We start from the raw sequence: 14,042 nt of genomic DNA, 5'->3' as shown, positions 1-14,042 counted from the left end.
CCGGCCGGCCGGCGGCACGGGCCGCGAGGAGCGCCTCGAAGCGGGCGCGCGCGAGGCTCGGCGCCTCGCGATCGCCCCAGGTATAGAGCCAGGTACGGTCGACCCCCAGCACATGGCACAGCAGCACCTCGGCATCGAGACGCGCGCTGGGCGAACCGGCCCGCGCCAGGCGCGCCGCCCCCCGCGCCAACAGGACATCCAGCCGCACTATCCCTCCCTGCACATCAGGCCTCCTGCTGCAGGGCGGCGAGCTGTTCGGCCTGATACTCGTGAATCAAGGGCTCGATCACCTCGTCGAGCTGTTCGCCGCTGATCACCTCGCCGAGCTTGTAGAGGGTGAGGTTGATGCGGTGGTCGGTGATCCGCCCCTGGGGGAAGTTGTAGGTACGGATGCGCTCGCTGCGATCGCCCGACCCGACCAGCGAGCGGCGGGCGTCGGCCTGGGCCTGGCGGCGACTCTCCACCGCGGCTTGCCTGAGCCGGGCGGCGAGCAGCGACATCGCCTTGGCCCGGTTCTTGTGCTGACTGCGCTCCTCCTGACACTCCACCACCACCCCGCTGGGCAGGTGGGTGATGCGGATCGCCGAGTCGGTGGTGTTGACGTGCTGGCCGCCGGCACCGCTGGAGCGGAAGGTATCCACCCGCAGGTCGCCGGGGTTGATGTCGATATCGCTCACCTCGTCGGCCTCGGGCATCACCGCCACGGTGCAGGCCGACGTATGGATGCGTCCCTGGGACTCGGTGGCCGGTACCCGCTGCACCCGGTGGGCGCCGGATTCGAACTTGAGCCGGGCGTAGACCCCCTCGCCCTTGACCCGCGAGATGATCTCCTTGTAGCCGCCCTGCTCACCGTGGCTGGCGCTGACCACCTCGACCTTCCAGCCGCGCTTCTCGGCATAGCGGGAGTACATGCGGAAGAGGTCGCCGGCGAACAGCGCCGCCTCGTCGCCACCGGTGCCGGCCCGCACCTCGAGAAAGACATTGCGCCGGTCGTCGGGGTCCTTCGGCACCAGCAGCTGCTTGAGCCGCCCCTCCATGGCCTCGAGGCGCTCGCGCCCCTCGGTCAGTTCCATCTCGGCCAGCTCGCGCATCTCGGCATCGCTGTCGCCGGTCAACTGCTCGGCCGACGCGATGTCCCCCTCGATGGCACGGTAGCACTGCCAGGCGTCCACCAGGGCCTCGAGCTCGGCGTACTCGCGGGAATAGCCACGGAAACGAGCCTGGTCGGCGATCACCTCGGGCTCCGCCAGCAGGGCGGCGAGTTCCTCGAAGCGCTCGGCGAAGGCGTCGAGGCGCTGACGCAGGGAAGCTTTCATGGGCAGTCCTATGGGGTCTTGTCGGATGAGCCGTCGAGCAGCAGTGCCGTGGCGGCATCGAGCAGGTCGTGGCGTTCGGCGGAAGCCGCCTGGCGCAGCGCCACGGTGGGACGATGCAGCAGGCGATTGGTCAACTGGTGGGCGAGGCGGCGCACCACCGCCTCGGGGTCCTCGCCGCGGGCCAGCCCGGCCAGCGCCTGCTGTTCGGAGAGATCGCGCAGCGCCTCGGCCCGGGTACGGTAGTCGCGGATCAGCTCGCCACCGCTGCGGATGCGCCGCTCATGCTGCCAGGCGCCCACGCCGCGCTCGATCAGCGACTCGGCCTGGTCGGCGGCCACCTGCCGGTGGCGGCGATTCTCCTCGATCACCTCCTGGAGGTCATCGACGGTATAGAGGAAGACGTCGCCGAGTTCGCCCACCTCCGGCTCGATGTCCCGGGGCACGGCGATGTCGACCATGAAGATCGGCCGGTGGCGGCGCTTCTTCAGCGCCCGCTCGACCATGCCCTTGCCGAGGATCGGCAGCGGCGCGGCGGTGGAGGAGATGACGATGTCGGAGTGCTCCAGCGCCGCGGGGATCTCGTCCAGGGTGATCGCGCGCCCGCCCAGGGAGCCGGCCAGGCGATCGGCGCGTTCGCGCGTGCGATTGGCCACGGTGAGCTGGTGAACCCCGGCGTCATGGAGGTGGCGCGCCACCAGCTCGATGGTCTCGCCGGCGCCGATCAGCAACGCCCGGGAGCGGGAGAAGTCGTCGAAGATGCGGCTCGCCAGGCTGACCGCGGCATAGGCCACCGAGACCGGGTTGCGGCCGATGCCGGTCTCGGTACGCACCTGCTTGGCCACGGCGAAGGTGTGCTGGAAGAGTCGCTCGAGCTCGCCGCCCAGCCCCCTGGCCTCGCGGGCACTCTGGTAGGCGTCCTTGAGCTGGCCCAGGATCTGCGGCTCGCCGAGCACCATGGAGTCGAGCCCCACCGCGACCCGCATCAGGTGGCGGGCGGCATCGTTGTCGAGGTAGTGATAGGCGCAGCGCGAAAGGTCCTCCACCTGGAGGTCATGGAAGCGGCCGAGCCAGTGGAGAATCGCCTGTTCGCCGCTGGCGTCGATAATGCAGTAGAGCTCGGTGCGATTGCAGGTGGACAGCACCGCCGCCTCGCGCACCTCGGGCAGGCCACGCAATTCACCGAGCGCCGCCTCCAGTTGGGTGGGCGTGAAGGCGACCTGTTCGCGCACCTCCACGGTCGCGGTCCGGTGATTGATTCCAAGGGCAAGCAGCGTCATGCGTTCGGCGTCTTCGCTAGTTCATCCGGCGGTGCGGGTCGACCCACCATATCGAGGCGCCCAATTCTAGCACAGCCCAGCCTGCCCGAGCGCCATGACCGTGGCGGCGACCTTTGCCCGGGGCAGCCAAGCCGTTATGCTGGCGGCTCGGCATCCTGAACGAGACTCGCATGCCCTCCGCACTCGATACCCTTCTCCTTGGTGTTCGGTCCTGCCTGGCGCCCCTGGCACTGACGATGCTGGTCGCCGGCTGCCAGGCCCTGCCGTCCGGTTCGGACAACGCACTGGGCGACGACCCGATGGCCGGCGCGCCGCCCATCGAGCGCGGACTCGATGCCCAGGGCCTCTCCGGCCTGCTGACCGCCGAGCTCGCCGGCCAGCGCGGCGACTATCGACGCGCCACCCTCGGCTACCTCGAGGGTGCCGAACGCTACGGTTCGGTGGCGCTGGTGGAGCGTGCCGCCCTGGCTGCCCGCTTCAGCAACGACCCCCAACTGCTCACCGACACCGCCGAGCTGTGGCGCACCCTGGCCCCCGATTCCGAGGCGCCGACCCGGCTGCTCGCCAGCCTGGCCCTGCAGCGCGGCGACTGGCCCGAGGCGCTGGCCCAGCGGCTGCAGGTGGTCGCGCGGGGCGGCCAGGGCGAACTGACCGCCTTCGTCGAACTGGCCCTGGGCGAAAGGGCCGACCCGGCCCCGCTGCTGGAGCTGATGCGGCACCACCTGGCGCGCCCGGGGGCCGACGAACACCCCCAGCATCACGATGCCGAGCTGGCCACCGCCCTGCTGGAGGTCGCCGTCGGCGACACCACCTCCGCCCAGCGCCGCCTCGACCGGCTGGCCGAACGCTCGCCGGAACTTCCCGCGCTGTGGCTGGCCCAGGCACGCCTGGCCCAGGAATCCGGCGACCATGCCCGGGCTCGTGAGGCGGCCCGCCGCGGCCTGACCATCTCCCCCGGCGATCCGCGCTTCGCCCTGATGCTGGCCCAGAGCGAATTGCGCCTGGGCAACATCGACGCCGCCGAGGCACAGACCGACAACCTGCTCGAATCCCAGGCCGACAATCAGGAGCTGCGCCTGGCGCTGGCCCGGCTCTATCTCGAGGAGAACCACCCCGAGCCGGCCCGACGCCTGCTGTTGCCACTGGTCGGCGAGATCGATACCCCGGCGCTGGCCTTCTACCTGCTCGGCGCCATCGCCGAGGCGGAAGGCGAGGTCGACAACGCCCTGCTCTATTACCGCCAGGTGCCACCGGGCGACGAATTCCTGCCGGCACGCCTGAGCGCCGCCAGCATGTTGATCGAGGACGACCGGCTGATCGACGCCCGGGCCTTCCTGCGCATCGAGCGGCTGCGGCACGAAACCTATTTCGCCGACCTGGTATCGCTGGAAGTGGAACTGCTGGAGCGTGCCGGGCGATCCGACGACGCCGACGCCCTGCTCGACCGGGAACTGGACCGCACCCCCAACGACGAGCAGCTGCTCTACCTGCGCGCGATGCGCGCCTGGGAGGCCGGCGACCTCGAGGCCATGGAGCGCGACCTGGGGCGCGTCATCGAGCGCAACCCCGACAATGTCACCGCCCTCAACGCCCTGGGCTACACCCTGGCCGACCTCGGCATCGAGGAGCGCCTGGAGGAGGCCCGGGAGATGATCGAGCGGGCCCACGAACTCGAGCCCGGCAGCCCCGCCATCATGGACAGCCTGGGCTGGGTCCATTTCCGCCTCGGCGACCCCGAGCGCGCCCTGCCCTGGCTCGAGCGGGCGTATGGCGCCATGCCCGACCAGGAGATCGCCGCCCACCTGGCCGAGGTGCTCTGGGAGCTGGAACGCCGCGATGAGGCCCGCGCCCTGGTGCGCGAGGCCGTCGAGCGCTTCGACGCACGCCCGGTACTCGACGACCTGCTCGAACGGATCCCCGAGCTAAGCCCCTGAGCGGCCGCCGCCCGACGCGAACACCACGACGAGAGATCTCCATGCCAAATGCCACCCCGCCGCGATTGCTGATCCCCCTGCTGATCCTGGTCCTGCTGACCGGCTGTGCCGAGCGCCCTCCGGCCCCGGACGGCGAACGCGCCGCCGGCCAGTGGGCGGCCCAGGCCAAGCGTCTCGAGAACCTCGACACCTGGGTGCTGGCCGGCAAGGCCGGCCTGCGCATGCCCCAGGAGTCGACCAGCGCCAACCTCGACTGGAGCCAGCACCCCCACTACTACCGCCTGCTGATCAGCGGACCCTTCGGCAGCGGCCGCAGCACCCTGGAGGGCCGCGAGGGGCGATTCTCGTTGACCACCGCCGAGGGCCGCTTCGAGGCGGAGACGCCGGAAGCGCTGATGGAACAGCAGCTCGGCTGGTCGCTGCCGGTGAGTGCGCTCTCCGACTGGATCCGCGGCCTGCCCTCCGAGGCCAGCGAGCACCAGCTCGAGCACGACGAACTGGGCTTTCCGCTGCGCCTGCGCCAGGACGGCTGGCAGATCGACTATCGCGACTGGATACTCGTCGAGGAGGTGTGGCTGCCACGTCGCCTGGTCATGGAGATCGACGAGCTGCGGGTAACGCTGGTGGTCACCGACTGGCGCCCGGTCCTCGACGATGCCTGAGCCGGGTCTCCTCACGCTGCCGGCACCGGCCAAGCTCAACCGGCTGCTGCGGATCATCGGCCGGCGACCCGACGGCTACCACGAGCTGCAGACCCTGTTCCAGTTCCTCGACCATGGCGACACCCTGCACCTCACGCCACGCCAGGACGGCGAGCTTCGCCTGATGCCGGCGCTGCCCGGCGTCGCCGCCGAGGACAACCTGATCCTGCGGGCCGCCCGCCTGCTCCAGGCCGAGACCGGCTGCCGGCTCGGCGCCGAGATTCGCCTGGAGAAGCGCCTGCCCATGGGCGGCGGCCTGGGCGGCGGCAGCTCCGACGCGGCCACCGCCCTGCTCGGCCTCGACCGCCTGTGGGGACTCGGCCTCGACCTCGGCCGCCTGGCGGCACTGGGCCTGGGGCTCGGCGCCGACGTCCCGGTCTTCGTCCACGGCAGGGCCGCCTGGGCCGAAGGCATCGGTGAGCGCCTCACCCCGGTCGAGCTCGACACCCCCTGGTTCGTGGTGATCCATCCCCGCGTGGCGGTCTCCACCCCGGCGGTGTTCGGGGCCGCGCAATTGACACGCGACACCCCCCCGATTACCATGGCGCGCGCACTGCAGGGGGGAGCGTCGAGCTGGCGCAACGACTGCGAGGCCACGGTGAGGGAACTCTATCCGGAGGTGGCACGGGCCCTCGACTGGCTGTCGAGCCGGGCCCCGACCATGCTGACCGGCACCGGTGCCTGTGTCTTCGCCCGGCTTCCGAGCGAGGCCGAGGCCGACCGCCTGCTGGCCGAAGCGACCCGGCACCGCTGGCAGGCCTTCCTGACACGGGGCGTCAACCACTCCCCTCTCCATGCCGTGCTGGGTCGATGAGTGCGGCGCCGGCCCACAGGCATGACCCCCAGAGATCCCCAACACTGCAAAGGTGGCTGCGCGTGTCAAAATTAATGGTTTTCGCCGGGAACGCCAATCCCGACCTCGCCCGGAAGATTGCCGAGAGTCTGGACACCCGCATGGGCAACGCCACGGTGGGCCAGTTCAGCGACGGCGAGATCGCGGTCGAGATCAACGAGAACGTGCGCGGCAAGGACGTCTTCGTCCTGCAATCCACCTGTGCACCGACCAACGACAATTTGTTGGAATTGATCCTGATGGTCGATGCCCTGCGCCGAGCCTCCGCCTCACGGATCACCGCCGTGGTGCCCTACTTCGGCTATGCCCGCCAGGATCGTCGCGTGCGCTCCGCCCGGGTACCGATCTCCGCCAAGATCGTCGCCGACATGATGGTCAAGGCCGGTGTCGACCGGGTCATGACCATGGACCTGCATGCCGACCAGATCCAGGGCTTCTTCGACGTGCCGGTGGACAACGTCTACGGCTCGCCGATCCTGCTCGACGACATCGAGCGCCAGAACTACGAGGATCTGGTGGTGGTCTCACCGGACGTGGGTGGCGTGGTGCGTGCCCGCGCCATCGCCAAGCAGCTCAACGCCGATCTCGCCATCATCGACAAGCGGCGCCCCCAGGCCAACCAGGCCCAGGTGATGCATATCATCGGCGAGATCGAGGGGCGCAACTGCGTGGTGGTCGACGACATGATCGACACCGCCGGCACCCTGTGCAAGGCCGGTGAAGCGCTCAAGGAGCACGGCGCTCACCGCGTGGTGGCCTACGCCACCCACCCGATCCTCTCCGGTCCTGCGGTCGACAACATCACCGGCTCGGTGCTCGACGAGGTCGTGGTCACCGATACCATCCCGCTGTCCGACACCGCGCGGCGCAGCGGCAAGATTCGCCAATTGAGCGTGGCCGGGCTGATCGCCGAGGCGATCCGCCGGGTCAGCAACGAGGAATCCGTCAGCGCGATGTTCCACTGAGTCTCGGGACACGCGCCGGACTAGCGCCCTTCGGGGCTTTCGGGAACGCTGCGGTCAGGTCGCGGGCCGCAACGCCTCCCTTACATCAAGCAAGAGGCAACACCATGTCCGATTTTACCCTCAATGCCAGCGTTCGCAACGACCTGGGGAAAGGTGCGAGCCGCCGCCTGCGTCGTGCGAACCTCCAGGTGCCGGCCATCATCTACGGTGGCGAACAGGCCCCCCAGCCGGTCTCCGTCGAGAAGGCGCCCTTCTACAAGGCGATCGAGGACGAGTCCTTCTTCTCCTCGGTGATCAACCTGGTGGTGGACGGCAAGAGCGAGCAGGTCGTCGTCCGTGACCTGCAGCGCCACCCCTTCAAGCCGCTGATCACCCACGCCGACTTCCTGCGCGTCGACGCCACCCACGAGATCACCATCAACGTGCCGCTGCACGTGGTGGGCGAAGACAAGTGTGCCGGCATCAAGGACCAGGGTGGCGAGCTGCACGTGCTCTCCAACGAGATCCAGATCAGCTGCCTGCCCAAGGACCTGCCCGATTTCCTGGAAGTCGATATCGCCGCGGTCGAGCTGGGCACCACCCTGCACCTTTCCGATCTCCAGGTGCCGGCCGGTGTCACCCTGGTCGACCTGACCCACGGCGAGGACCACGACAACGCCGTGCTGAGCATCACCAAGGCCAAGGTCCGCGGTGAGGAAGCCGCAGACGAAGGCGGCGAAGGTGGAAGCGAAGAAGGCGCAGGCAGCGCCGAGTAATCGCGCCTGCCCGGGGCCATGCGTGCATGGCCCCTTCCCTCTTCCGATCAAGCGCTTTCGCGCTTGATTTTTTTTGGAGACAGCGACGATGAGCCAGGTCAAAGCGATCATCGGGCTGGGCAATCCCGGCGCCGACTACGAGGCCACCCGCCACAATGCGGGCGCCTGGCTGGTGGAGGCCGTGGCCCGCCAGGCCGGCGGGGAACTGCGCCCCGAGAAGAAGTTCCTCGGCCTCTATGCCCGGGTGCAACTCGATGGCCATGACCTGCACCTGCTCAACCCGAGCACCTTCATGAATCGCAGCGGCGGCGCCGTGGCGGCGCTGTGCCAGTTCTTCCGCATCGCCCCGGACGAGTTGCTGGTGGCCCACGACGAACTCGACCTGCCCTCCGGCACCGCGCGCTACAAGCAGGGCGGCGGTCACGGTGGCCACAACGGCCTGCGCGACACCATCAGTGCGCTGGGCAACGACAGGTCGTTCCATCGTCTGCGCATCGGTATCGGCCACCCCGGCGACGCTCGCCAGGTGACCCACTATGTGCTGGGGCGCCCCGGCAAGGCCGAGCACACGGCCATCGAGGCGGCCATCGACGAATGCCTGGCCACCCTGCCCCTGGCGCTGGCCGGCGACTGGGCCCGCGCCATGAACCGGCTGCACAGCTTTTCCGCCTCCGGCTGAAAAGCCAGCCATAAGCTGGAAGCTGTAAGTCACCCCCACTGCTGGCCGGGATGGGGTTTCTTACGGCTTACGGCTTATGGCTTACGGCTCGGTCGAGTAGAATACCGGCCAATCGCCAATTTCGAACACGCTTTCCAGGACACTTCCATGGGTTTCAACTGCGGTATCGTCGGCCTGCCCAATGTCGGCAAGTCCACGCTCTTCAATGCGCTGACCAAGTCCGGCATCGACGCCGAGAACTTCCCGTTCTGCACCATCGAGCCCAACGTCGGCATCGTGCCGATGCCCGACCCGCGCCTCGACGCCCTGGCCGAGATCGTGAAGCCAGAGAAGGTGCTGCCCACCACCATGGAGTTCGTCGATATCGCCGGCCTGGTGGCGGGCGCCTCCAAGGGCGAGGGGCTCGGCAACCAGTTCCTGGCCAACATCCGCGAGACCCAGGCCATCGCCCATGTGGTGCGCTGCTTCGACAACGACAACGTCATCCACGTGGCCAACCAGGTCGATCCGCGGGCCGACATCGAGATCATCAACATGGAGCTGGCGCTGGCCGACCTCGACACCGTCGAGCGCGCGATCCAGCGCCTGGTGCGCGTGGCCAAGGGCGGCGACAAGGAGGCGATCGCCACCAAGGCGATCCTCGAGCGCATCCAGCCGCACCTGGCCGAGGGCCTGCCGCTGAGAAGCTTCGGCCTCGACGACGACGAGAAGAAGCAGCTCAGGAGCTTCGGCTTCCTGACGCTGAAACCGACCATGTACATCGCCAACGTCAACGAGGATGGCTTCGAGGCCAACCCCTACCTCGAGGTGGTCACCGAGATCGCCGCCGCGGAAGGCGCCGTGGTGGTGCCGGTGTGCAACCAGCTCGAGGCCGAGATCGCCGAGCTCGACGATGAGGAGCGCGCCATGTTCCTCGACGAGATGGGCATGGCAGAGCCCGGCCTCGACCGGGTGATCCGTGCCGGCTACCAGCTGCTCGGCCTGCAGACCTACTTCACCGCCGGGGTCAAGGAGGTGCGCGCCTGGACGGTCAAGGTGGGCGCCACCGCACCCGAGGCGGCCGGGGTGATCCACACCGACTTCCAGAAGGGCTTCATCCGCGCGGAAGTGATCGCCTACGACGATTTCGTCACCCTGGGCGGCGAACAGGCCGCCAAGGACGCCGGCAAGTGGCGCCTGGAAGGCAAGGAGTACGTGGTCCAGGACGGCGACGTCATCCACTTCCGCTTCAATGTGTAAGCAGAAACCTTGACCTGACGGAGGCGCATCCGTAAACTTCGCCCCCGTTGCAAGGCTACGTAGCTCAGTTGGTTAGAGCACATCACTCATAATGATGGGGTCCCCTGTTCGAGTCAGGGCGTAGCCACCAGAGATTCGAAAACCCGACGCTACTGGCGTCGGGTTTTTTCGTGGCTGCGTCCTGCCAGCACCCCGTGGCGAACTCAGGCCAGTTGGGGACGGTTGCAGAAGGCGGTCAGCACCCGGGTCAGCGAGGCCACGTCGCGGCCACCCGCGGTCTCGCGGATCGAGTGCATCGCCCACTGGGCCACGCCGACGTCGAGGGTCGGCACGCCGAGCTCGGTGGCGGTGATCGGCCCGATGGTGCTGCCGCACGCCATGTCGGCCCGGGCGGCGAAGGTCTGCACCGGCTCCCTCGCCTCGCGACATAGGTCGCGGAACATGGCGGCCGTGGCGCTGTTGGTGGCATAGCGCTGGTTGGCGTTGACCTTGATCACCGGTCCACCGTTGATCGCCGGACCGTGGGCAGCGTCATGCCTGTCCGGGAAGTTCGGGTGCAGGGCATGGGCATTGTCGCAGGAGATCATCCTCGAGGCCTGGATCAGGCGGATGAAGCCCTCGTCGCCGGCCTCGCCGAGCTGGGCGTTGACCCGCCGCAGCACATCGCCGAGGAAGGGCCCCTGGGCCCCGCAGGCGCTGGCGCTGCCGACCTCCTCGTGGTCGTTGGCCACCAGCAAGGCGCCCTGGCTGCCGTCGCTCTCCAGCAGGGCCTCCAGGCCGATGAAGCAGGAGAGCAGGTTGTCGAGCCGCGCCCCGGCGACCAGTTCGCCCTCGACGCCGACCCGGGCGGGCGGCTGCATGTCGTGGAAGGCGAGCTCGAAGTCGAGAATCTCGACCCCCGTGAGGCCGTGCTGCTCGGTCAGCCAGCTCAGCAGCAAGCGTTCCAGGTCGGGCCGATCGCCGCCCTGGAGGAACACCGGCGCCATCTGGGTCTGGACGTTGAGCGGGCGCCCGTTGTTGACCTCCCGGTCGAGATGGATCGCCAGGCTGGGGATGATCGCCACCGGGCGGTCGACATGCAGCAGTACGCCCTCGAGTCGACCGTCCGGATGACGGACATGGACGCGCCCGGCCAGGCCCAGGTCGCGGTCGAACCAGGGCGCCAGCAGCACGCCGCCGTAGGCCTCGACACCGAGCTGCAACCAGCCGGCGGCGATCTGGGCGGCATTGGGCTTGAGCCGCAGGCCCGGGCTGTCGGTGTGGGCACCGATCATGCGCAGCATCGACAGCGTTTCCCGCGGCAGCTGCAGGGCGATGATCGAGGAGTCGTTGCGGGTGACATAGACCCGCTCGCCCGGTGCAAGCCGCCAGGCCGCGCCCTCGTCGAGACGCCGGAACCCGGCAGCCTCGAGCCGCGCGGCCATGTTGGCCACGGCGTGCCAGGGGGTGGGGGAACGGCGCAGGAAGTCGAGCAGACGCTCGAGCAGGTCGCTCTGTGACATGGGCTTCCTTATATACAGGGGTCTTGGATCATCCGGGGTCATACGATCGATCCGAGCTGCTACAATGCCTGCTCGGTCCACGCAACTCGACAGCCGAGCGCGGGTCTAGGGAAGAAGTGTACATGAAACCGGGAGTGCTTCATTGATGAGCCTGTTTGCCACCCTTGGGCGTTCGGTTGCCTTGGTGGGGCTGCTGATGGTCGCCACCGCCGCTCAGGCGGAGCTGCAACCCACCGAGGCCCAGCGTCAGGCGGCCGTGGAAGTAGCCGAGTCACTGCGCTATGGCCACTACGACGATGTCAGCCTCGACAATGCCTGGTCACGCCGGGCCTTCGAGCGCTATCTGGACATCCTCGACGGCCAGCGCGCCTATCTGCTGCGCGAGGACGTGGAAGCCTTCCGCGATCTGGAAGACACCATGGACGACGCCCTCTTCGACGGCGACCTGGACCGGGTCTTCGCCTTCTACCGGCGCCACCATGAGCGGACCGAGTCGCGTCTCGAATGGCTGCTGGCCAGGCTCGACGAGGACACCACCTTTCGTTTCGACACCGACCTGCGCCTGGAGCTGGAGCGCGAGGACGCCGCCTGGGCCGACAGCCAGGCCGAGCTCGACGAGCTGTGGATCAAGCGCCTGAAGAACGCCGCCCTCACCCAGGTGATCAGTGGCCAGGACGACGACCAGGTCGTGAGCAACCTGCGTCAGCGCTATGAGGGCCAGCTCTCCCGCGTACGCCAGACCGACCCCGAGGACGTCTTCGGACTGTTCATGGCGGCGGTGACCAGCAGCATCGACCCCCACAGTGAGTACCTCTCGCCGCGTCAGGGCGAGTCCTTCGACATCCAGATGCGTCTCTCGCTGGAAGGCATCGGCGCCCTGCTGCAGGCCGACGGCGAGTACGTCAAGATATCGAGCCTGGTGCCCGGCGGCCCCGCCGACCGCGCCGGTGTGCTGGAGCCCGCCGATCGCATCATCGCCGTGGGGCAGGAAGACGAGGAGGAGATGGTCAACGTGGTGGGCATGCGGCTCGACAACGTGGTCGACCTGATCCGCGGGCCCAAGGGATCGGTGGTCCGTCTCGACGTGGTGCCGGCCCAGGCCGTCGACATGACTCGCTCCAAGGTCGTCGAGATCACCCGCGACACCGTCAGCCTGGAGGATCAGGCCGCCAAGGGCGAGGTCATCGAGATCGAGCGCGACGACGGCGTGCACCGCATCGGCGCCATCAAGATCCCCACCTTCTACGTCGACTTCGATGCCTGGCAGGCCGGCGAGGAAGACTACCGCAGCACCACCCGGGATGTGGCCCGGGAGATCGAGCGCCTCAAGGGGGAAGGCGTCGAGGGCATCGTCCTCGACCTGCGCAACAACGGCGGTGGGGCCCTGCAGGAGGCCAACTCGCTGATCGGCCTGTTCATCGACCGCGGTCCCACCGTGCAGGTTCGCGACGCCCGAGGGCGCATCAGCCTCTACGGCGACACCGAGACCGGCACCGTCTATGACGGCCCGCTGGGGGTGCTGGTGAACCGCCTCTCCGCCTCGGCCTCGGAGATCTTCGCCGGCGCCATCCAGGACTATGGCCGTGGCCTGGTAGTGGGCAATTCGACCTTCGGCAAGGGCACGGTACAGACCCTCAACGAACTGAGCCACGGCCAGATCAAGCTGACCCGCGCCAAGTTCTACCGCATCTCCGGCGAGAGCACCCAGCACCGCGGGGTCGAGCCCGACATCATCTTCCCCAGCCTGGTGGACCCGGAGATGATCGGCGAGAGCGCCCTGGACAATGCCCTGGAGTGGGATACCGTACGCGCGGTGCAATACCGTACCTACGGCGAGCCCTGGCAGTTCCTCGAGACGCTCAAGGACCGTCACCGCACGCGTGCCGACGAGTTGCCCAATTTCCGCTACCTGGAACGCCAGGCCGAGCTGGCGAAGCGCATGCGCGAGCAGACCACCAGCGTCAGCCTCAACCGCGAACAGCGCCAGCGCGAGGTGGCGGACCAGGAAGCCGAGCAGCTCGCCCTCGAGAACCAGCGCCGCCTGGCCCTGGGGCTCGACCCGCTCGAGGAGTGGATCGACGTCCGCGACGAGGAGGCCGACGACGAGGACGAGCCGGTGGACCGCGTCCAGGTACAGGAAGCCGCCCAGATCCTGCTTGACTATGCCCAGCTCAACGGCAGTTATCGGCTGGCCAACCGGGACTGAGCCCCTCCCCTTTCCCCCTCGGAATGCGCCGGCCAGCCCGGCGCGTTCTGCATTCCCGACGGCCGGCCCTGCCCACCCCGGAGCCCGGTCATGACTGGCTGACCGTGTCTCGCACGGATTCCGGTGATGTCGGGTGCTCCGACGACAGGGCGGCATCGAGTGGATCGGCGAGCCCGGCCAGATCCCCGATGATCGGACAATCCGGGCGATGATCGCCATGGCAGTGCTCGGCCAGATGCTGCAAGGTCCGGCGCATGGACATCAGCCTCTCGATCTTGTTGTCCAACTCTTCGATATGGGCATAAGCGACTGCCTTCACGTCCGCGCTGGCACGGTGGCGATCCTGCCACAGGGCGAGCAGGTTACCCATCTGCTCCACCGAGAACCCCAGGCTTCGCGCCCGAAAAATGAAGCGCAGGGTATGAATGTCCTTGTCGCTGAACACCCTGTAGCCTGCATCTGTCCGGCCGACCGGCGCGATGAGGCCAATGCTTTCGTAATAGCGAATCATCTTTTCCGAGATGCCGGAAGCCTTCGCCGCTTGCCCGATATTCATCAGATACCTCCATTTTCAGGCCATCGTCGCGCCTGGGTACCCCACTGCTCCATGGAGCC

General features: G+C 68.2%; 12 protein-coding genes, 1 tRNA gene and 1 pseudogene. 9 read left to right on the top strand and 5 right to left on the bottom strand.

Annotated elements, in window-relative coordinates; genetic code table 11:
- From C1H66_RS22065 to hemA, 3 genes and pseudogenes are all read right to left on the bottom strand, one after another.
- A pseudogene (locus tag C1H66_RS22065) lies at window positions 1-208 on the bottom strand (peptide chain release factor N(5)-glutamine methyltransferase); the annotation flags it as partial.
- A 16-nt stretch (window positions 209-224) separates the two neighbouring features.
- The gene (gene prfA, locus C1H66_RS22060) at window positions 225-1,316 is read right to left on the bottom strand and encodes a peptide chain release factor 1 (protein WP_102630012.1); all 1,092 of its coding nucleotides are present in this window, start codon (window positions 1,314-1,316) and stop codon (window positions 225-227) included.
- 8 nt (window positions 1,317-1,324) lie between these two features.
- A complete protein-coding gene (hemA, locus tag C1H66_RS22055) occupies window positions 1,325-2,593 on the bottom strand; it encodes a glutamyl-tRNA reductase (protein WP_102630011.1) in 1,269 nt (422 codons plus the stop codon).
- Window positions 2,594-2,763: 170 nt separating this feature from the next.
- Here hemA and C1H66_RS22050 point away from each other — a divergent pair, with 170 nt between their 5' ends.
- The 8 genes from C1H66_RS22050 to C1H66_RS22015 all read left to right on the top strand — a co-directional run bounded on the left by C1H66_RS22050 (window position 2,764) and on the right by C1H66_RS22015 (window position 9,849).
- A complete protein-coding gene (locus C1H66_RS22050; RefSeq protein WP_102630010.1) occupies window positions 2,764-4,527 on the top strand; it encodes a tetratricopeptide repeat protein in 1,764 nt (587 codons plus the stop codon).
- 41 nt (window positions 4,528-4,568) lie between these two features.
- The gene (gene lolB, locus C1H66_RS22045; protein ID WP_102630009.1) at window positions 4,569-5,189 is read left to right on the top strand and encodes a lipoprotein insertase outer membrane protein LolB; all 621 of its coding nucleotides are present in this window, start codon (window positions 4,569-4,571) and stop codon (window positions 5,187-5,189) included.
- Entirely contained in the window at window positions 5,182-6,042 is an 861-nt protein-coding gene (ispE, locus tag C1H66_RS22040; protein WP_102630008.1) for a 4-(cytidine 5'-diphospho)-2-C-methyl-D-erythritol kinase, read from the top strand. Before lolB ends, ispE begins: the two co-directional genes overlap by 8 nt.
- A 62-nt stretch (window positions 6,043-6,104) precedes the next feature.
- A complete protein-coding gene (locus C1H66_RS22035) occupies window positions 6,105-7,046 on the top strand; it encodes a ribose-phosphate pyrophosphokinase (RefSeq protein ID WP_181423443.1) in 942 nt (313 codons plus the stop codon).
- A gap of 104 nt (window positions 7,047-7,150) precedes the next feature.
- On the top strand, window positions 7,151-7,801 hold the full coding sequence (locus C1H66_RS22030) for a 50S ribosomal protein L25/general stress protein Ctc (RefSeq protein WP_102630006.1): 651 nt from the start codon (window positions 7,151-7,153) through the stop codon (window positions 7,799-7,801).
- 88 nt (window positions 7,802-7,889) lie between these two features.
- Window positions 7,890-8,480: an aminoacyl-tRNA hydrolase gene (gene pth, locus C1H66_RS22025; RefSeq protein WP_102630005.1), complete on the top strand. Its 591-nt coding sequence runs from the start codon at window positions 7,890-7,892 to the stop codon at window positions 8,478-8,480.
- A 147-nt stretch (window positions 8,481-8,627) separates the two neighbouring features.
- Window positions 8,628-9,719, top strand: a complete 1,092-nt coding sequence (gene ychF / locus C1H66_RS22020; RefSeq protein ID WP_102630004.1) for a redox-regulated ATPase YchF — start codon at window positions 8,628-8,630, stop codon at window positions 9,717-9,719.
- A 53-nt stretch (window positions 9,720-9,772) separates the two neighbouring features.
- Window positions 9,773-9,849 (top strand) — tRNA-Met (locus C1H66_RS22015).
- 73 nt (window positions 9,850-9,922) lie between these two features.
- Here C1H66_RS22015 and C1H66_RS22010 read toward each other — a convergent pair.
- Window positions 9,923-11,221, bottom strand: coding sequence for a M18 family aminopeptidase (locus C1H66_RS22010; protein WP_102630003.1), 1,299 nt, complete (start codon window positions 11,219-11,221; stop codon window positions 9,923-9,925).
- A gap of 145 nt (window positions 11,222-11,366) precedes the next feature.
- Here C1H66_RS22010 and C1H66_RS22005 point away from each other — a divergent pair, with 145 nt between their 5' ends.
- Window positions 11,367-13,427 (top strand): carboxy terminal-processing peptidase, encoded by a 2,061-nt coding sequence (locus C1H66_RS22005; protein ID WP_102630002.1) that lies wholly within the window; start codon window positions 11,367-11,369, stop codon window positions 13,425-13,427.
- A gap of 88 nt (window positions 13,428-13,515) precedes the next feature.
- Here the strand turns inward: C1H66_RS22005 and cueR are convergent, their stop codons facing one another.
- Window positions 13,516-13,983, bottom strand: coding sequence for a Cu(I)-responsive transcriptional regulator (gene cueR / locus C1H66_RS22000; protein ID WP_102630001.1), 468 nt, complete (start codon window positions 13,981-13,983; stop codon window positions 13,516-13,518).
- Between the last annotated feature and the right edge of the window lie 59 nt (window positions 13,984-14,042).

This window comes from Halomonas heilongjiangensis, assembly GCF_002879645.1.
Classification (GTDB): domain Bacteria; phylum Pseudomonadota; class Gammaproteobacteria; order Pseudomonadales; family Halomonadaceae; genus Halomonas; species Halomonas heilongjiangensis.
This window is presented reverse-complemented; position numbering and strand designations above follow the sequence as displayed.

Excerpts from the sequence above, each read along its gene's own strand:
- prfA (WP_102630012.1), bottom strand. The coding sequence starts at position 1,316 with ATGAAAGCTTCCCTGCGTCAGCGCCTCGACGCCTTCGCCGAGCGCTTC.
- hemA (WP_102630011.1), bottom strand. The coding sequence starts at position 2,593 with ATGACGCTGCTTGCCCTTGGAATCAATCACCGGACCGCGACCGTGGAG.
- C1H66_RS22050 (WP_102630010.1), top strand. The coding sequence starts at position 2,764 with ATGCCCTCCGCACTCGATACCCTTCTCCTTGGTGTTCGGTCCTGCCTG.
- lolB (WP_102630009.1), top strand. The coding sequence starts at position 4,569 with ATGCCAAATGCCACCCCGCCGCGATTGCTGATCCCCCTGCTGATCCTG.
- ispE (WP_102630008.1), top strand. The coding sequence starts at position 5,182 with ATGCCTGAGCCGGGTCTCCTCACGCTGCCGGCACCGGCCAAGCTCAAC.
- C1H66_RS22030 (WP_102630006.1), top strand. The coding sequence starts at position 7,151 with ATGTCCGATTTTACCCTCAATGCCAGCGTTCGCAACGACCTGGGGAAA.
- pth (WP_102630005.1), top strand. The coding sequence starts at position 7,890 with ATGAGCCAGGTCAAAGCGATCATCGGGCTGGGCAATCCCGGCGCCGAC.
- ychF (WP_102630004.1), top strand. The coding sequence starts at position 8,628 with ATGGGTTTCAACTGCGGTATCGTCGGCCTGCCCAATGTCGGCAAGTCC.
- C1H66_RS22010 (WP_102630003.1), bottom strand. The coding sequence starts at position 11,221 with ATGTCACAGAGCGACCTGCTCGAGCGTCTGCTCGACTTCCTGCGCCGT.
- C1H66_RS22005 (WP_102630002.1), top strand. The coding sequence starts at position 11,367 with ATGAGCCTGTTTGCCACCCTTGGGCGTTCGGTTGCCTTGGTGGGGCTG.
- cueR (WP_102630001.1), bottom strand. The coding sequence starts at position 13,983 with ATGAATATCGGGCAAGCGGCGAAGGCTTCCGGCATCTCGGAAAAGATG.